The sequence below is a fragment of the Halotolerantifilum yawarlongkerapense genome (assembly GCF_054506745.1).
Genome location: NZ_CP199719.1, coordinates 1,748,339 through 1,764,981 on the forward strand (window position 1 = coordinate 1,748,339; position 16,643 = coordinate 1,764,981).

Genomic DNA, 16,643 nt, shown 5'->3' on the forward strand with positions numbered 1-16,643 from the left:
GGCTTTTCCTCTGGTCATAGGTCGTGACTCTCTCGGTAGATCTCGTTCTTCTGGACACCCCGCAGCTTGGCCACTTTCTTGATGGCCTCTTTCTTGGAGAACCCCATCTCCATAAAACCCAAGATATGCTCCCTTACCGGCAGATCATCGTAATCCGTCTCCTCGGGTGCTGGTGCCCCCTCGACCAGAAGTACGATCTCTCCCCTTACACCCGTCTCCCCGAAGTGCGCCATGAGCTCGGCGGCCGATCCCCTGTGAAAGGTTTCATAAGTCTTGGTGAGCTCCCTGGCCACGACAATCCGCCTACCAGGCAGGCTTTCCTTCAGATCCTCGAGGCAGGCGACAAGCCGGTGGGGCGCTTCGTAAAAAATCAGCGTGGCATCAAGAGGCGATAGGTGTTCAAAGACCTTTATCCGGGCCGCTTTTTTACGCGGTAGGAACCCATGAAAAAAGAAGTGCTCCGTCGGCAGTCCCGATCCCACCAGGGCGTTCACGAAGGCCGTGGGACCAGGTAGCACCCGGACCTCGTGACCTCCGGCGATGGCCTTTTCGATGATCAAACTGCCGGGATCCTGGATCCCCGGCATACCGGCATCTGTCACGAGCGCCACATGGGCACCCGCTTCCAGCCGGGAGAGAATCTTTTCCGATGCACCCTCTTGGTTATGCAAATGATAACTCATCAAGGTCTTCTCGATCTCAAAATGTCTCAGGAGCTTCAGCGTATGGCGCGTGTCTTCACAGGCGATCAGATCGGCCGACCGTAGGGTTTCCAACGCACGATAGGTCACGTCGTCTAGGTTGCCTATGGGGGTGGGGACAATGCTCAGCATAATCTATCTCCCTTCAAAAGTATCGATTTGGGCGCTTTGGTAAATCCCGTGGATTGCCTCGGTATAGTCACCCTTTTCATCGTAGACCACCAGGGGAGGCATGAATTTCAACTCAGGACGACCGCGCTTTTTACAGTGGAGCAGCACAATGTTAGGAGCCTCCCTCTCTTTCGGATGAACGAAGCGGATGGTCTTCGGCTCCAGATCATGGTTGCGCGCGGCAACAATCAAATCCACCAATCGGTGGGGTCGATGCACGAGGTAAAGATCCCCGCGGTCTTTGAGCAGTCGAGAGGCACTCGCGAATAATTCTTCCAGTGTAAAGGTCAGCTCATGTCGACTGATGGCCTTCTGTTGTGTGGGACTACTCATGCCATCATCGGCCGTCATGTACGGGGGATTCGAGAAGACCACGTCGATCTCGCCGGCCCCGAGGTGCTCCGCGGCCTGCGAGAGGTTCGCGTGGATGATCTCGATACGATCCTCCAGACCATTCATGGCGACACTCCTGCGGGCCATTTCGACCACCTCTTCTTGAATCTCAAAACTGTGGATGCGAGCCACCCGTGTCCTGGCTGTCAGCAGGATGGGGATAATCCCCGTACCGCTACCGAACTCGACCGCCCGCTTACCCGGTCTTATGCGGATGAAATCGGACAGTAAGACGGCATCGATCCCGAAACAAAACCAATCGGGATTCTGTATGATCCGAAGTCCTTCCCTCTGTAGATCGTCGATCCGTTCACCTTTTCTCAACATTAGCTCCTTTCAAAAAAAGGGGACCCTCTCGGGTTCCCTATTTGACTTTCTTGACATCTTCTTTTTTAAAGAGCAGGACATCTTCACCGAGTTCCCGCTTCTTCTTATCGGCGAACAACCGTACTTTCACCGACTCCTGCAAAATGATGCTGTCGACCACAATGCCGGCACCTTCGGGCGTCATCACTTCGGCGCCTCGTACCGGAAGATCCACGCGCATCTGCACATAATTCTCGTGCTCGTAACGCAGACAGCACATCAGTCGACCGCATACACCAGAAATTTTCGAAGGGTTCAACGATAAGTTCTGGTCTTTTGCCATCTTGATGCTGACCGGGTCAAACTCTGAGAGCCAGTTGGCGCAACAGAGTTGGATTCCACAGGGACCGACGCCGTTGAGCATCTTCGCTTCATCCCGTACGCCGATCTGTCTCAGCTCGATTCTCGTGCGGAAAACTGAGGCCAGGTCCTTTACCAGTTCCCGGAAATCCACTCTTCCATCAGCTGTGAAGTAAAAGATCACTTTGTTGTTGTCGAAAGTGTATTCCCCATCGACCAACTTCATGCCTAGTCCATGCGCCCGGATTTTTTCCTCGCAAATGGTCATGGCTTCTTCTGCCTTCAACTTGTTCGTTTGGTGCACGATACGATCTTCGTGTGTCGCCACTCGGATCACGCGTTTGAGAGGTGAAACCACCTCTTTTTCCGTAATCTCCCTGGGACCGATGACCACGGTGCCGAACTCAACACCCCTGGCCGTCTCCACGATGACTTCATCGTTTTGCTGTACTGTATGATCTGCAGGATCGAAATAATAGATCTTCCCCGCTTTTTTAAAACGTACGCCCACAACGGTTACCATAAATTCCTCCTCGCTATGCGGACAAAAGATTGACAAAAAGAACATCCATAATGGTTTCCACTTGAACGTTCTGCTTAAACATCGTTTCACAAGCTTCCAGCTGCTCCATCGCCCGCAGAAGTTGCTCTCGGGAGACCGCGTGTCTTTTGGCACGTAGCAGCTCGATCTCATCGGCATGGATCAATAAGCGATCATCTCCACCACCTTTTAGTATCATGAGATCACGAAACAGATGTTTAAGTATATACATTATATCATCAAAGGAATCTTCATAAGCCTTCAATTTCGAGATTTTTCTCAAAACCGGCTCACGCTTGCGATCGATCATATCGATTACGATCTCCACGAGGAGGGTTCTGAGGGCATAGAAGTCATCGCTCTCCTTCAGAGCCAGCGCCCTTCCGACGGATCCTCCGGAGAGACGGGCCAACTGCTCTGCCTCCAGATAGGACAAAGCGTGTCTCTCCACCAGTAATCGCGTCAACACTTCCTCCGGCATCCGGTGGAAACGCAAGATCAAGAGACGGGAGCGTACCGTAGGTAGAAGCGCAGAAGCATTGGCACTGATCAAAAAAAGGTGGGTATCAGCCGGTGGCTCCTCCAGTGTTTTCAACAGACGGTTTTGAGCGCGTGGTGTCATCTGGTGCGCGCGATCGATCAGGGCGATCTTTTTTTTCGCTCGATAGGGTTTCGTCCGGACAAATTCTTGAAAAGCTTCGATCCTTTCATTCTTGATACTCTCTTTACCGGGTTCGATGAGGAAAAAATCCGGATGCTGGTCCGAAAGCACCTGGCGGCAAGATGGGCATTCGCCACAGGGTATGGGATGAGAAGCCTCGCAGAAAAGACCCTGTGCAAAAGTCTTTGCCAGGGTCCACTTCCCCACGCCCTCCGGACCCTCGAATAGATAGGCGTGTGAGAGACGGCCGCTTTTCAGGGCGGAGAGCAGATGATTCTTCTGTTGTTCATGGTGCAAAACGTTACTCAGGTCCATAGTCGACTCCTAGATCTTCAGATAGTTCTCCACATCGATCACAAAGATAGTCGCTCCACCGACCGTGACCTCTATGGGCATGCCCACGAATCCCGTGGCGTTGCCTACCATGGTATTTGTCGTCGTGTACTCTTTGCGCGTGTCACAGGTATCCTTGATCACTTCGATCACATCATCCACCTGTCTCTTGGGTACGCCGATCAGTAACGTGGTGTTCCCAGCTTTTAGGAATCCACCGGTGGATGCTAATTTCGTAACCCCGTATTCTTTTTCTGTCAACTCTTCTACCAAATCATGTGCATCTTCGTCGTGAACGATTGCGATGACAAGTTTCATGACTATCCCTCCTCCTACATACTACCGATACGATTGAGCGGCCATAATCTGAAGATCGCCTTGCCGATGATGGTCTCGCCATCGATCAGGCCTAGATGCCGACTATCCATGCTCACCGGGCGGTTATCCCCCATGAGAAAATACTGCCCCTCGGGAATCTCTTCAATGGACACATCCCCAGAGGTCGTGGTGCTCAGGTAGGGTTCTTCAAGAACGGCACCATCGATGTAAACATGTCCTCCCTCAATGGTGAGGGCCTCCCCCGGCAGTCCGATAACACGCTTGATCAAGTGTTTCTGATCACCTTCACTGGCGATCAGCGACTGGATCACGTTCAACTGTTCGAGATCATCTTCTGATAGCTGCAGGGACGATTCAAATGAAATGATGTCCCCTCTATTCACATTTGTACCCTTTTTCAGAAGGAGTAAATCGCGCTCCACAAGAGTGGGATACATCGAGGTCGAGTAGACGGTAGTGGTACCGATGAAAAGATTCAGCACGAAGAAAATCAAAAGCGCCAGGGCAATGGATTTTCCCCATTCGATCAATTCTTTTACGATTCGCTCTCTCATTATATTTTTCCTTCTTTCTCTAGCGGAGAACCTGTAATGTCCTCAATGAGTGGTCTTTAGTACCTACAATCTGCATATTGTGCTCTTTCATCGATTGGATTTGATCGACCATCTCGACCGTAATCCGTTCACCGGGTGCGACCAACGGGATGCCCGGTGGGTAGGGTGTAATGAACTCTGCCGCGATTGTTCCCACGGCATCATGGAGGTCGCAAGTCCGCTTCAGGTGATCAAAAGCCTCCCTTGGTGACGCAACAATCTCCGGTGGCGTCAGGGGGTTCATCACGTTTCCGTGGACAAGCGCTTGTCCATCGGCATCGGCATCTATTCTTGCCAACGCCTCGGAAAGGGCCATAAAATCCTCCCGTGTATTTGCAATGCTCGTCATCAGCAGGCAGTAGTCCCTACGGGCGTACTCCACTGCGATCCGGTGCTCTTGTCTCAATTTGCTCTGTAACGTCAACCCATCGATGCCCAGGTGCAGACCGGAGAGCAAGATCTTCGTGGGATCTTGTCCCTGAAAACGTAGCACCTCAAATCTCGTGTCCGCAATACGCTTCTCGAAAGCCTCGATCTCTGTGATGAGAACCTTCATCTCTTCTGGCCCCGTAGTGATCAGACGCTCGAGTGCCAGGTCGATCGAGGCCATCAGGAGGTAACTGGGGCTCGAGGTCATCAGGGCCGAGAGATAGTAATCCATCCGGTCTTCATCCAAACGCTCGCTCCGGATGTTCAAAATCGCCGTCTGGGTCATAGCAGGTGTTGTCTTATGAAGGCTTTCCACCGTCGCATCGGCCTTCGGAGGTGCCCCTTGGAAAAGCGGAAGATGCGCTCCATGTGCTGCATCCACCAATAGAGGGACTCGACTTTCAGCCAAGGGCGACAGGTCTGTCACCGCCCCCTCGTAGGCCGGAGTCGTCAACACCGCACAGGAGAAGGCCTCCTTCGTCAACAGCCCTTGCATCTGATCGGAATCAACACCAAGGGGAATACCCCATTCTGAATGAATGCGTGGGACGATATAGGTCGGCATGAGGTCTTGGAGAATCATAGCATTATAGATAGACTTATGCGCGTTGCGATTGACCAGGATCCGATCGCCCCGGCGCGTGTTCCCCAGAATCATCGCCTGGATGCCCGAGGTGCTTCCGTTAATGGAGAGCTTGGCCCGACGGCTGGAAAAGTACCGGGCAGCCAGTTTCTCGGTTGCCAAGATAATGCCCTCGGCGTGGTGGAGATCATCTGCACCCTCGATCTCTGTCAGGTCAAATCGATTCTCCAAGTGGTCCAATACCTGCCGACCCTTGTGACCCGGCATATGAAAGGAGATCAGCTCTTCATCGGCGATCTTTTTCAGACCGTCGCGCAGTCTCATGCTTCTCACCCTTCCTCAAATCATGTATCAAATCTTTTACAGTGTACAGCGCCATGATCGCCATGATCACGATCACAGCAAAAGCCACCAGTTGGAATACCAGGGGCATGCAATCCCTTCTCTCTTTTTTATCATCTCTACAGAAGAGCCAGCGACCACGGGTTGTCTTGCGTGTGAACGGGCTCAATCCTTCTCCCTTTCTGTGGAAAGGGGTAAAAATCATGTTTCCTTGGATATGGTATAATCAGTGTAGCCGAAACGGTCTCAAACTACTCTTATTTTATCAGTCCATCCATCAAATACAAAGGGGGAATCTCATGCTATCTCGAAAACTCATGAAAATCACACCTTCCTATACGATCGGGATCAGTACCAAGGTCGCTACCATGCGACGCGAAGGGCATGATATCGTCGACCTGAGCATCGGGGAACCGGATTTTCATACACCAGTGCCTGCCATTGAGCGCGGTGTTCGCTCCTTGGACGAGCACCAGACACATTACGATGCCGTCCCTGGTCTTCTGCCGCTGAGAGAAGCGATCGCCGAGAAGCTTTCGCGTGACAATGGACTCGACTATGCGGCCGATGAGATTGTCGTCACCTCAGGGGCCAAGCAGGCGATTACCAATGCCCTCCTCGCTTTTCTTGATCCCGGTGATGAGGTCCTCATCCCCATACCCTACTGGGTAAGTTATCCTGAGATGGTGAAGCTAGTGGGCGGTGAGCCGGTCTTCGTCCCCACCTTACAAGAGAATCACTATCGCGTGACCCCTCAAGATCTTGATGCCCATATGACCCGCCGTACGAAAGTGGTTATCTTAAACAATCCTTCGAATCCCTCCGGAGCGCTCTACAGCGAAGAGGAGGTGTCGGCTATTGTTACCTTCTGCGAACAGGAGAATCTCATCTTGCTCGCCGATGAGATCTACGAGCGGATCATCTACGAACGGGCCTTCACGAGCGCAGGGCGCTTCTCAAAGGATCAGGTGATCCTGGTCAATGGTATGAGCAAATCCTACGCCATGACGGGTCTACGCATCGGCTACACCGCCTCTTCAAGGCATTATGCCGAGGCCATGAGCCGACTGCAGGGTCACCTTGTCTCGCACCCGTCTCTCACCGCACAGTACATCGCACTGGGTGCCCTCGAGAGCGCGCGGGTGGAAGAGGCGTCCATGATCGATACCTATACGAAGCGCCGCGCCTATCTACTCGACCGGATAAGAGGGAATCCCGCGCTAACCTTTGTTCCGCCTGACGGTGCTTTTTATCTTTTCGTCAATATTTCTCCCTACCGCGACCATTTCGATGAGGACGCTTCCTTCTCCCTCGCCTTCACCGAACGACTGCTGGCGGAAGAAGGGCTGGCGATTGTGCCCGGTATTGCCTTCGGGATGGACGATCACGTGCGCATTTGTTACGCCGCCTCGCTTGAGGAAATCGAACGTGGTCTCGATCGTTTTATCCGTTTCCTCGATACCTTGGACGGGGAAAAGAACTAATCATTACACAAGATAAGAAGAGCCCACGAAGTGACGTCCTCACGTCTTTCGCTGGGCTCTCTTGCCTTCTTTATGCTTCTAATCTCTCTCTGCCACCCATATAGGGTCTTAGGGCCTCAGGTACGATGACCGAACCATCCTCCTGTTGATAGTTCTCCAGAATAGCGGCTAACGTTCTGCCCACGGCAAGACCCGATCCATTGAGCGTATGGACAAACCGAACCTGCTTGGTCTCCTCTTCACGAAAGCGGATGTTAGCACGTCGGGCTTGATAATCCTCGAAGTTTGAACAAGAGGAAATCTCGAGGTAGCGATCATAGCTCGGCATCCATACTTCGATATCGTAGGTCATCGCCGAGCTGAAACCGAGGTCGCCACCACAGAGCTGTACGACGCGATAGGGAAGGCCCAACCGCTTGAGCACTTCTTCTGCCGCCAGAAGCAAACTCTCCAGCTCATCGTAAGAATGATCCGGGTGGACGAACTTCACGAGTTCCACCTTGTTGAACTGATGCTGGCGGATCAAACCGCGTGTGTCTCTACCCGCCGATCCGGCCTCCTTGCGGAAACACGGTGTATAGGCTGTATGGTAAATCGGCAACTGCTCCTCGGAAAGGATCTCCTCCCGATAGAGATTCGTCACGGGTACTTCTGCCGTTGGTACAAGGAAGAAATCCTTGGCCGGCAAGTGGAACATATCCTCCTCAAATTTGGGAAGTTGACCCGTACCGACCATGGCATCTCGGTTGACCATGAAGGGGGGGAGCACTTCTTCGAAATCATGTTCTCCCGTATGCAGGTCCAGCATGAAGTTGATCAGAGCGCGCTCTAGCTTTGCCCCCGCCTTCTTCAGTACTGTAAACCGTGCACCGGCGATTTTCGAAGCCCTTTCAAAATCCATGATGTCCAGATCGACCCCAATATCCCAATGTGCTTTGGGCTCGTAAGCGAAGGTTATCGGTTCCCCGACCTTTTTCACCTCGATGTTGTCGGCATCGGTATCGCCCACGGGTGTACTCGGATGCGGTGTATTCGGTATCCCCAGCAGTCGTTCGGTCAAATCGGTCTCGATGCCCTTCAGTTCTTCATCGAGGACCTTGATTTCTTCTGACAGTTCCTTCATTTTCCCGATAATGCCAGAGACATCCTCCCCCTTCTTCTTCAACTGGGGAATTTCTTTCGATACCGCATTCTGTTCGCTTTTCATCGTTTCGACCCGTGTGATCAGGGCTCGCCGTCGCTCGTCGATCTCGATGATCATCGGCAGACCATAATCTCCGGCACCTCTTTTTTCCAACAGTACTTTTACTTCGTCAAATGACGCACGCACGCGTTTGAGGTCCAACATCTCGATTGCCTCCTTTTCAAAAAAACAAAAAACCCCTCTCCCATGTCAGGGACGAGGAGGTTCTACCCGCGGTGCCACCCTGTTTGACCCCCGTTTACAGCGGAGATCCAACTTCAGTTCAGCGCGATAACGAACGCAAATCGTTTGGCATTACCCAAAGGTTCCGGGATGGATTTCGAAAGGGTACCCTGCTGATTCACACCGACCACCAGCTCTCTTGAAGGGCTCTCTGTCTACTTGCTCCCATCATCACCTACAATGATATTTGAAAGAATCATACCATACCGCTGCCGATCGTGTCAAGCTAGAAGCTTCGCTTCAGATCGTTGAAGATCAACCGATCGAAGCGTTCAATATCCGCTTTTAGTTTCTTCGGTTTTACCCGTAGGACACGGCACATGGCAGCAAAGGTCAACGGTTCCTTACGATCGATACCGTAACGCAACTTGATCACCTGTTCTGCATAAGGATCGAGACTCTTGGCTTCAATGAGTTCAGCGATACGCGCCTCGATCAAATGACGATCATCGGTCCGTTCCACCGGATTTACCATCGTTTCTTTCGTCCCGTCGTTCGTACCATATGATGGTGCATGAGGAAGGTTTTCAAATCCTCATTTTTCTTCTTCTTAGAAAAGAGCTCTATAATTTTATTGAATATTCTCATCATGGTTTCACCTCTGTCATTAAGCGCACCATATCATAATATCGTATTATGGCTTGGAGGACAACTGACTTTTTTGTAGCAAATCCAAGGATCTTTGGACCAGTTTGTCCCCCGCCGTGTTTTCGATCACCAGTTCCCCGGGATCCTGGCGTTTCTCCAGTTGATGGCGGACCCCGAGCAATCGGATCAACTGCCTGACCGTGCCCTCATTGCCATCGATAACCTTGGTCTGAGGGAAAATCTCTTCAATCAACGGTCTCAAGAAAACGAAATGAGTACAGCCAAGTACAATGGCCGATGGTGGTCCTTGTCTGTAGGGACACAAGGTGGACATTACCATCTCCCTTGCTTCTTGATCGTCCAGATGCCCCGCTTCCACCAAGGTGACCCATTCGGGCGCCGGTTCTTTGAAAATCTCATGACTTTTCCCGACACGTTCCATCAGCCCCGCGAACTTTTCCTCCGCAAGGGTCAATTCTGTGGCTAGCACGAGGATCGAACCCGCTACATCCTCTGTGGCCACCTTAAGGGCGGGCTCCATCCCAATCACCGGGAGATCATACCGCTCTCTCAGCTCGCCGATGGCAGCACTGGTTGCTGTATTGCAGGCCACGACCAGAGCCTTGCACGAACGGCGGACCAACTCGTCACCAATAGCGATTGAACGCGCCACCACTTCTGATTTCTGACGTACCCCATAGGGCGCATGAGCAGAATCCCCTATATAGATGATATCCTCCGACGGTAACAGGCGCCTGATCGTTTCAACCACCGATAGCCCGCCCAATCCCGAATCGAAGACACCGATCGGATCTTTTCGCATTGTCTCACCTCGCTGATTAACATTATAATGTAGTGAAAAAAAAAAAGAAAGGCCACTTTCGTTTTATGGGCCTTTCAAAGCGTATAATAGAAATAGGAGGGTCGTGATGGTCAATTGTATGAGATGCAAGCACTACTTTATCACATGGGATCCAAAGCAACCGAGAGGTTGTCGCTACTTTGGATTCAAATCGAAACGACTCCCCTCGATCATCGTCAAGCAGAGCTCGGGCGAGGACTGCAAGGTCTTTCGTCCGAAAGGTAAGGAATAGGAGGGGCACAGATGCTAGATAAATACTGCATCGAAGAACTGCTGCAAAAGTCCGATAACCGGTATGAGCTCATCGACGTCGTCTCCAGACGCGCGCACCAGTTGGCACGCCTCGATCATACTATGAAGGTGGCCGATGCGCTGAATGAAGCGGTTAGCCAGTTGCTCGATGGCACCTATCAGGTCAAGAGGTCAGATGAAGATCATCCACTTTGATCCATCCCTTTTGGCGCATATAACGCGCTACGATCCAACTGATCAAAGCGGGAAGCAAGAAATGCAAGAGTGCCATGAGAGCGATCAGCTGTGGCATCGGAAGGGATTCTGACATAGCCGCGATGGTTCCGAACTGACCGACGAGACCACTGGTACCCATACCCGCTCCGATGCTATTTGATTCCATCTTGAAAACCGCACTACCTATAGGCCCCAGGACTGCACTTGCCACAATTGGCGGGATCCAGATCCTGGGGTTTCTTATGATGTTCGGAACCTGGAGCATACTGGTGCCCAAGCCCTGGGCGATCAGTCCACCGAATCCATTCTCACGGTAACTGATCACAGCAAAACCAATCATCTGTGCTGAGCAACCGATCAAAGAAGCCCCCGCGGCCACACCGCTCAATCCCAATGAAATCGCCAGTGCAGCACTGGAGATCGGCAGCGTGAGGATCATGCCCATGAGGACGGCCACAATAATTCCCATCGGTACTGGACGCAATTCTGTGGCTGTATTGATCACAGCGCCGATTCCCTTCATAAAGGTCGCAATCGCAGGGCTCAGGAACAAGCCAACCAGTCCTCCAACAATAATCGTGGCCGCAGGAACCAATACGATATCCACCCGCGTTCGACCGGCGATACGTTTGGAGAATTCACTTGCGGCTAGTGCCGCTACAAAGGCACCCATGGGCTCCCCTATGGCGATGGTCATCCCCGCATCGGTTACGTTGACGGTGCCTGCTCCAATGGCCCCAGCGGCAACCGTGGCAAAGATCGCCAGGGGGGACGCCTTGACATTGTAAGCGACGGCGGCTCCAATGGCTGGACCCATCATGAACTGTGCCACTTGCCCCAGCCAGATCAATTGCTCAATTCCCGTGAGTTCACCAATTTGCTTGAGAATCAATCCGATGATCAGGGAAGAAAACAATCCCAGTGCCATCCCGTTTAATGTGTTGATCAAGTACTCTCTGATCTGTTTACCCTTCATGACTTGCTACACCCTTTCTCTTTATGTATTGTCATCTGTCTTGTCAGTACCGGCGAAAAAAAAGAATCAGAACCCCTCTCGCTCCAATTCCTCGAGGACCAGCGCGTAGATTTTCTCGCTGGGCACTTCAATTGTATGAATATGTTCGCCATTTGTCAAGACCGCCAGCGGGATCGCCTGTACACTCTCGACCTTTTTCATAAAGGCTTCAACATCGGCAGGCGTTTCGATCATCAAGGGCGCTACGATTTCACCGTAGACCGGATGATCGACGATGACATCTAAGATTTTTACGCCGTATGAAACGAGGAGATGCAACTCCTTCTCCATGGCCTCTCTCCCCTCATGACGGCTCACGAGGGTTTTTAGCAATCCTTGGCCACTGTGTGGACGCTGGATGCGATATCCCGAGGAAGAACCTACTATAGGATGTCCCATGGCTCTCAGTAGAGCGATGTCCTGGACGATCACCTGTCGCGAGACACCATAGGTATCCGCGAGATCCTGACCCTTCAGGGGCTGCTCCGATTCGCTCAATTGTTTCAATAACGATTGGCGTCTCTTCTCAGACATCTCTAGATCGCTTCCTCTCTAATGATCGATGCTCTGCATGGAGTGCATGACATGGGCGCTGGCAGCTTTCTTCGCCGCCTCGATATCGCGATTCTTGATCGCTTCGAGTAACTGTCGATGCTCTCCGAGTGCTGTCTCGAGTCGGCCGGACATGCGCAGAGAACGCTCCCGGGTAGATTTGATGAACAGCTGGAAATCTTTCAGTACGTGTTCCATGTATCGACTTTTTGTCGCCTTGTAGATGGTTTCATGGAAGCGGGTGTTCAGTTCGAAGATGCGATCCACATCACCTTTGACTGTGAAGAATTCCATAAGATCATAAATTTCTTGAAGCTCACCGAGGACCTCTTCATCCATCCGCTCGATACACCATTCTACGGAGATGGTCTCGATGGCCATTCTGATCCGGTAGATATCACGAATATCCTGCTCGCTGATTCCCGTGACCACGACACCACGATTTGGAATGTTATCCACCAAACCGTCGAGCTCCAGTTGTTTAAGCGCTTCTCTCACAGGGGTACGGCTCACGCCGATTTCCTCGGCAATTTTCGCCTCCACCAGTTTATCCCCACGGCTATAATCGCCATTTAGAATATCCTCACGTAATTTTTCAAAAATCATCGAGGTTAAAGATTTATTCTCCTTTTTCTGATCGAAAAGGTCCATTTGTCACCCTCCAGTGCCCTCTTTCACTCCGGTAGTCACCTTATTCTAACGAACCGAGAAAGCCTTGTCAACGAGAGTTCAAGATGGAAAGAAACGCCGAAAGTGTTTCCCCAAAATACAACCCTTTGAGATACTTTTCGCGGTCAAATTCTTTGATAGAAGGACGCTCTACGAAGCTCCCCAGCAGTTGATCGCCACGGTAGAAGCGAATGGTCGGGATCTTCAAAACACCGTCTACATGGTCTTCTGCAAATTGCTCCCCAGCTTCTTCTTTTGTCATGAGCCTATAGGTCATGTCGATTCGGCGTGCCAGCTTCTCCAACACGACGATGTTCACGACACAATCCGGACACCAGGTTTCCGCTACAGCTACAGCCCGTATGGGGCCATCGATCTCTTCGATCTGGCGATCCAAGTCTTTCGGTAACGGGACTAGCAATAGTCGTTCGATTTTATCGGCCAGCCTACCGTCCTCACCCATTTTGAATTCTTCAAATGTCATATGAAATCACTCCCTTATGCTTATTCTATCAGAGAATGAGAAAAGTGCGTCCAAAAAATGCAAAAAAAAAGAAGACCGGCAACGTCCTATTCTCCCAGGGGACTGCTCCCCAAGTACCTTCAGCGCTGAGAAGCTTAACGTCTGTGTTCGGGATGGGAACAGGTGTATCCTTCTCGCTATCGTCACCGGATTCTTCAATTGTAAGCAAGCTTTCGCTCACTCAAAATCGCATACAGCAAATCAAACCAAGTTGTTTCTAAGAAAAAGTATCTTCTCTTTATGATCTTCTCACCAACCCAAGGTTCGCCTTAGGTCAAGTCCTCGACCGATTAGTACCAATCAGCTAAAAGCATTACTGCCCTTTCACCCTTGGCCTATCAACCAGATGGTCTATCTGGGGTCTTACTCATAAATGATGGGATATCTCATCTTGAGGGGGGCTTCGCGCTTAGATGCCTTCAGCGCTTATCCCTTCCGCACGTAGCTACTCAGCTATGCCCTTGGCAGGACAACTGATCCACCAGCGGTGCGTCCATTCCGGTCCTCTCGTACTAGGAACAGAGCCTCTCAAATATCCAACGCCCACAGCAGATAGGGACCGAACTGTCTCACGACGTTCTGAACCCAGCTCGCGTGCCTCTTTAATGGGCGAACAGCCCAACCCTTGGGACCTACTACAGCCCCAGGATGAGACGAGCCGACATCGAGGTGCCAAACCTCCCCGTCGATGTGGACTCTTGGGGGAGATAAGCCTGTTATCCCCGGGGTAGCTTTTATCCGTTGAGCGATGGCCCTTCCATGCGGTACCACCGGATCACTAAGCCCGACTTTCGTCCCTGCTCGACCTGTATGTCTCGCAGTCAAGCTCCCTTATGCCTTTGCACTCTTTGCGCGATTTCCAACCGCGCTGAGGAAACCTTTGGGCGCCTCCGTTACTCTTTAGGAGGCGACCGCCCCAGTCAAACTGCCCACCTGACATTGTCCCAGAGCTGGATCACAGCTCCTGGTTAGAACACTGGTATGGAAAGGGTGGTATCCAAAGGACGACTCCACACACACTGGCGCGCATGCTTCTATGTCTCCCACCTATCCTGTACATCCCATACCAAAATCCAGTGCCAAGCTACAGTAAAGCTCCACGGGGTCTTTCCGTCTTGCTGCGGGTAACCGGCATCTTTACCGGTACTACAATTTCACCGAGTCCATTGTTGAGACAGCGCCCAAATCGTTACGCCTTTCGTGCGGGTCGGAACTTACCCGACAAGGAATTTCGCTACCTTAGGACCGTTATAGTTACGGCCGCCGTTTACTGGGGCTTCGATTCTAAGCTTCGCTTACGCTAACCTTTCCTCTTAACCTTCCAGCACCGGGCAGGCGTCAGCCCCTATACATCATCTTTCGATTTAGCAGAGACCTGTGTTTTTGGTAAACAGTCGCTTGGGCCTATTCTCTGCGGCCGCCTCAGGCTTTGACACCCTACGCGCGGCACCCCTTCTCCCGAAGTTACGGGGTCATTTTGCCGAGTTCCTTAACAATGGTTCTCTCGCTGGCCTTAGAATTCTCTTCCTACCTACCTGTGTCGGTTTACGGTACAGGCGCCCTAAAAACTCGATAGCGGCTTTTCTCGACAGTTTGAAATCGACAGCTTCGTTACTTAAGTTCACTCCCCATCACAGCTCACCTTTTAACGGGACGGATTTGCCTATCCCATCAAGCTTGCTGCTTGGACGCGCTCTTCCAATCGCGCGCTCTGCCTATCCTCCTGTGTCACCACATCTCTCAAACGCTTCTAAAGCGGTACAGGAATCTTCACCTGTTGTCCATCGCCTACGACTTTCGTCCTCGGCTTAGGTCCTGACTTACCCTGAGTGGACGAGCCTTCCTCAGGAACCCTTAGGTTTTCGGCCGGTGTGATTCTCACACACCTCTCGCTACTCATGCCAACATTCTCTCTTCTATACAGTCCACCATACCTTACAGTACAGCTTCGTCCCGTATACAATGCTCCCCTACCACTAGAAGACCTTAAGTCTTCTAATCCATAGCTTCGGTGGTGGATTTTAGCCCCGGTAATTTTCGGCGCGACATCACTCGACTAGTGAGCTATTACGCACTCTTTCAATGCGTGGCTGCTTCTAAGCCAACATCCTAGTTGTCTAGGCAATGTCACATCCTTTCCCACTTAATCCACACTTGGGGACCTTAGCTGATGGTCTGGGCTGTTTCCCTCTCGACAACGAATCTTATCACACGCTGTCTGACTCCAAGGATAAAGATCACGGCATTCGGAGTTTGATAAGCTTCGGTAGGCGGTGAAGCCCCCTAGGCTAGTCAGTGCTCTACCTCCGTGTCTCATTTCCTCAGGCTAGCCCTAAAGCTATTTCGGGGAGAACCAGCTATCTCCGTGTTCGATTGGAATTTCTCCGCTACCCACAAGTCATCCCAGCCTTTTTCAACAGACATGGGTTCGGGCCTCCACAAAATTTTACTTCTGCTTCACCCTGCTCATGGGTAGGTCACACGGTTTCGGGTCTACGCCATACAACTCGTCGCCCTATTCAGACTCGCTTTCGCTACGGCTACGGTGCTCAAGCACCTTAACCTATCGCTGCATAACGTAACTCGTTGGCCCGTTCTACAAAAAGTACGCGGTCGCAAGTCATGCTTGCTCCCACTGCTTGTAAACATAAGGTTTCAGGTTCTATTTCACTCCCCTCCAGGGGTTCTTTTCACCTTTCCCTCACGGTACTATGCGCTATCGGTCACTTGGTAGTATTTAGCCTTGGGAGATGGTCCTCCCTGCTTCCCACAGGATTTCTCGTGTCCCGTGGTACTCTGGATCGGACGTCGTCCGGGTCCACCTTTCGTCTACGGGACTATCACCCGCTCTGGTGTGCCTTCCCAGGCATCTTCGACTAGACTTATCCCTAAACTTTATTCGTCCGTCCGCAACCCCGAGACCCGTAGGTCTCGGTTTGGGCTCTTTCCCTTTCGCTCGCCGCTACTCGGAAAATCGATTGTTTTCTTTCTCTTCCTCCGGTTACTTAGATGTTTCAGTTCACCGGGTTCCCCCCGTCAGGCTATGTATTCACCTGACGGTCCTCGCGGATGAACGCGAGGGGGTTTCCCCATTCGGACATCCCCGTATCATCGCCTGCTTGCGGCTACACGGGGCTTTTCGCAGCTTACCACGTCCTTCATCGGCTCCAAGTGCCAAGGCATCCGCCTTATGCTCTTACTTACTTGACCTGCTTCACCTTGAGTCGGTGTTCAGATCTTTTAAAAAAGAGATTCTTTCTTTCAAATTTCAGCTTGGTTTTTTTCTTAGATTTTAAGAAGTTTT

Annotated in this window: 17 protein-coding genes, 2 rRNA genes and 1 other annotated feature; of the genes, 3 read left to right on the forward strand and 16 right to left on the reverse strand. The window is 51.6% G+C overall.

Annotated elements, in window-relative coordinates:
- Positions 1-14: 14 nt before the first annotated feature.
- Genes rsmI through ACULM0_RS08545 form a run of 7 tightly spaced genes read right to left on the reverse strand, consistent with a single transcriptional unit; the run spans position 15 to position 5,734 of the window.
- Positions 15-833 carry a 16S rRNA (cytidine(1402)-2'-O)-methyltransferase gene (gene rsmI, locus ACULM0_RS08515; RefSeq protein WP_463677127.1) on the reverse strand — a complete coding sequence of 273 codons (819 nt, stop codon included), beginning with the start codon at positions 831-833 and terminating at the stop codon, positions 15-17.
- A gap of 3 nt (positions 834-836) precedes the next feature.
- Positions 837-1,592 carry a tRNA1(Val) (adenine(37)-N6)-methyltransferase gene (locus tag ACULM0_RS08520; protein ID WP_463677128.1) on the reverse strand — a complete coding sequence of 252 codons (756 nt, stop codon included), beginning with the start codon at positions 1,590-1,592 and terminating at the stop codon, positions 837-839.
- 37 nt (positions 1,593-1,629) lie between these two features.
- Complete coding sequence (locus ACULM0_RS08525) at positions 1,630-2,454, reverse strand: PSP1 domain-containing protein (RefSeq protein ID WP_463677129.1); 825 nt, start codon at positions 2,452-2,454, stop codon at positions 1,630-1,632.
- Between the two features lie 13 nt (positions 2,455-2,467).
- On the reverse strand, positions 2,468-3,448 hold the full coding sequence (gene holB / locus ACULM0_RS08530; RefSeq protein ID WP_463677130.1) for a DNA polymerase III subunit delta': 981 nt from the start codon (positions 3,446-3,448) through the stop codon (positions 2,468-2,470).
- A 9-nt stretch (positions 3,449-3,457) separates the two neighbouring features.
- On the reverse strand, positions 3,458-3,784 hold the full coding sequence (locus tag ACULM0_RS08535; protein WP_463677131.1) for a cyclic-di-AMP receptor: 327 nt from the start codon (positions 3,782-3,784) through the stop codon (positions 3,458-3,460).
- 14 nt (positions 3,785-3,798) lie between these two features.
- Positions 3,799-4,359: a signal peptidase I gene (gene lepB, locus ACULM0_RS08540; RefSeq protein WP_463677132.1), complete on the reverse strand. Its 561-nt coding sequence runs from the start codon at positions 4,357-4,359 to the stop codon at positions 3,799-3,801.
- 19 nt (positions 4,360-4,378) lie between these two features.
- Positions 4,379-5,734, reverse strand: a complete 1,356-nt coding sequence (locus tag ACULM0_RS08545; RefSeq protein WP_463677133.1) for an aminotransferase class I/II-fold pyridoxal phosphate-dependent enzyme — start codon at positions 5,732-5,734, stop codon at positions 4,379-4,381.
- A gap of 317 nt (positions 5,735-6,051) precedes the next feature.
- Here ACULM0_RS08545 and ACULM0_RS08550 point away from each other — a divergent pair, with 317 nt between their 5' ends.
- Complete coding sequence (locus ACULM0_RS08550; protein WP_463677134.1) at positions 6,052-7,236, forward strand: pyridoxal phosphate-dependent aminotransferase; 1,185 nt, start codon at positions 6,052-6,054, stop codon at positions 7,234-7,236.
- A gap of 70 nt (positions 7,237-7,306) precedes the next feature.
- Here the strand turns inward: ACULM0_RS08550 and serS are convergent, their stop codons facing one another.
- The 3 genes from serS to murI all read right to left on the reverse strand — a co-directional run bounded on the left by serS (position 7,307) and on the right by murI (position 10,073).
- The gene (serS, locus tag ACULM0_RS08555; RefSeq protein WP_463677135.1) at positions 7,307-8,584 is read right to left on the reverse strand and encodes a serine--tRNA ligase; all 1,278 of its coding nucleotides are present in this window, start codon (positions 8,582-8,584) and stop codon (positions 7,307-7,309) included.
- Between the two features lie 44 nt (positions 8,585-8,628).
- Positions 8,629-8,843: a binding site (T-box leader), on the reverse strand.
- 45 nt (positions 8,844-8,888) lie between these two features.
- On the reverse strand, positions 8,889-9,137 hold the full coding sequence (locus tag ACULM0_RS08560) for a hypothetical protein (RefSeq protein WP_463677136.1): 249 nt from the start codon (positions 9,135-9,137) through the stop codon (positions 8,889-8,891).
- Between the two features lie 159 nt (positions 9,138-9,296).
- Positions 9,297-10,073, reverse strand: a complete 777-nt coding sequence (murI, locus tag ACULM0_RS08565; RefSeq protein ID WP_463677137.1) for a glutamate racemase — start codon at positions 10,071-10,073, stop codon at positions 9,297-9,299.
- Positions 10,074-10,179: 106 nt separating this feature from the next.
- Here murI and ACULM0_RS08570 point away from each other — a divergent pair, with 106 nt between their 5' ends.
- A complete protein-coding gene (locus ACULM0_RS08570; protein ID WP_463677138.1) occupies positions 10,180-10,344 on the forward strand; it encodes a uracil-DNA glycosylase in 165 nt (54 codons plus the stop codon).
- Between the two features lie 11 nt (positions 10,345-10,355).
- Positions 10,356-10,559: a DNA-directed RNA polymerase subunit omega gene (gene rpoZ, locus ACULM0_RS08575; RefSeq protein ID WP_463677139.1), complete on the forward strand. Its 204-nt coding sequence runs from the start codon at positions 10,356-10,358 to the stop codon at positions 10,557-10,559.
- Here rpoZ and ACULM0_RS08580 read toward each other — a convergent pair.
- From ACULM0_RS08580 to ACULM0_RS08605, 6 genes are all read right to left on the reverse strand, one after another.
- Complete coding sequence (locus tag ACULM0_RS08580) at positions 10,528-11,556, reverse strand: PTS sugar transporter subunit IIC (RefSeq protein ID WP_463677140.1); 1,029 nt, start codon at positions 11,554-11,556, stop codon at positions 10,528-10,530. The genes rpoZ and ACULM0_RS08580 overlap by 32 nt on opposite strands.
- A 66-nt stretch (positions 11,557-11,622) precedes the next feature.
- Positions 11,623-12,129: a 3H domain-containing protein gene (locus ACULM0_RS08585; protein ID WP_463677141.1), complete on the reverse strand. Its 507-nt coding sequence runs from the start codon at positions 12,127-12,129 to the stop codon at positions 11,623-11,625.
- 18 nt (positions 12,130-12,147) lie between these two features.
- Positions 12,148-12,798, reverse strand: a complete 651-nt coding sequence (locus ACULM0_RS08590; RefSeq protein ID WP_463677142.1) for a GntR family transcriptional regulator — start codon at positions 12,796-12,798, stop codon at positions 12,148-12,150.
- A gap of 67 nt (positions 12,799-12,865) precedes the next feature.
- A complete protein-coding gene (locus ACULM0_RS08595) occupies positions 12,866-13,300 on the reverse strand; it encodes a thioredoxin family protein (RefSeq protein WP_463677143.1) in 435 nt (144 codons plus the stop codon).
- Positions 13,301-13,373: 73 nt separating this feature from the next.
- A 5S ribosomal RNA gene (gene rrf / locus ACULM0_RS08600) occupies positions 13,374-13,490 on the reverse strand.
- A gap of 119 nt (positions 13,491-13,609) precedes the next feature.
- Positions 13,610-16,549 (reverse strand): 23S ribosomal RNA (locus ACULM0_RS08605).
- Positions 16,550-16,643: the final 94 nt, after the last annotated feature.

Bases quoted from the DNA above. Each gene is read 5' to 3' on its own strand.
- rsmI (WP_463677127.1), bottom strand. From the start codon at position 833: ATGCTGAGCATTGTCCCCACCCCCATAGGCAACCTAGACGACGTGACC.
- ACULM0_RS08520 (WP_463677128.1), bottom strand. From the start codon at position 1,592: ATGTTGAGAAAAGGTGAACGGATCGACGATCTACAGAGGGAAGGACTT.
- ACULM0_RS08525 (WP_463677129.1), bottom strand. From the start codon at position 2,454: ATGGTAACCGTTGTGGGCGTACGTTTTAAAAAAGCGGGGAAGATCTAT.
- holB (WP_463677130.1), bottom strand. From the start codon at position 3,448: ATGGACCTGAGTAACGTTTTGCACCATGAACAACAGAAGAATCATCTG.
- ACULM0_RS08535 (WP_463677131.1), bottom strand. From the start codon at position 3,784: ATGAAACTTGTCATCGCAATCGTTCACGACGAAGATGCACATGATTTG.
- lepB (WP_463677132.1), bottom strand. From the start codon at position 4,359: ATGAGAGAGCGAATCGTAAAAGAATTGATCGAATGGGGAAAATCCATT.
- ACULM0_RS08545 (WP_463677133.1), bottom strand. From the start codon at position 5,734: ATGAGACTGCGCGACGGTCTGAAAAAGATCGCCGATGAAGAGCTGATC.
- ACULM0_RS08550 (WP_463677134.1), top strand. From the start codon at position 6,052: ATGCTATCTCGAAAACTCATGAAAATCACACCTTCCTATACGATCGGG.
- serS (WP_463677135.1), bottom strand. From the start codon at position 8,584: ATGTTGGACCTCAAACGCGTGCGTGCGTCATTTGACGAAGTAAAAGTA.
- ACULM0_RS08560 (WP_463677136.1), bottom strand. From the start codon at position 9,137: ATGGTAAATCCGGTGGAACGGACCGATGATCGTCATTTGATCGAGGCG.
- murI (WP_463677137.1), bottom strand. From the start codon at position 10,073: ATGCGAAAAGATCCGATCGGTGTCTTCGATTCGGGATTGGGCGGGCTA.
- ACULM0_RS08570 (WP_463677138.1), top strand. From the start codon at position 10,180: ATGGTCAATTGTATGAGATGCAAGCACTACTTTATCACATGGGATCCA.
- rpoZ (WP_463677139.1), top strand. From the start codon at position 10,356: ATGCTAGATAAATACTGCATCGAAGAACTGCTGCAAAAGTCCGATAAC.
- ACULM0_RS08580 (WP_463677140.1), bottom strand. From the start codon at position 11,556: ATGAAGGGTAAACAGATCAGAGAGTACTTGATCAACACATTAAACGGG.
- ACULM0_RS08585 (WP_463677141.1), bottom strand. From the start codon at position 12,129: ATGTCTGAGAAGAGACGCCAATCGTTATTGAAACAATTGAGCGAATCG.
- ACULM0_RS08590 (WP_463677142.1), bottom strand. From the start codon at position 12,798: ATGGACCTTTTCGATCAGAAAAAGGAGAATAAATCTTTAACCTCGATG.
- ACULM0_RS08595 (WP_463677143.1), bottom strand. From the start codon at position 13,300: ATGACATTTGAAGAATTCAAAATGGGTGAGGACGGTAGGCTGGCCGAT.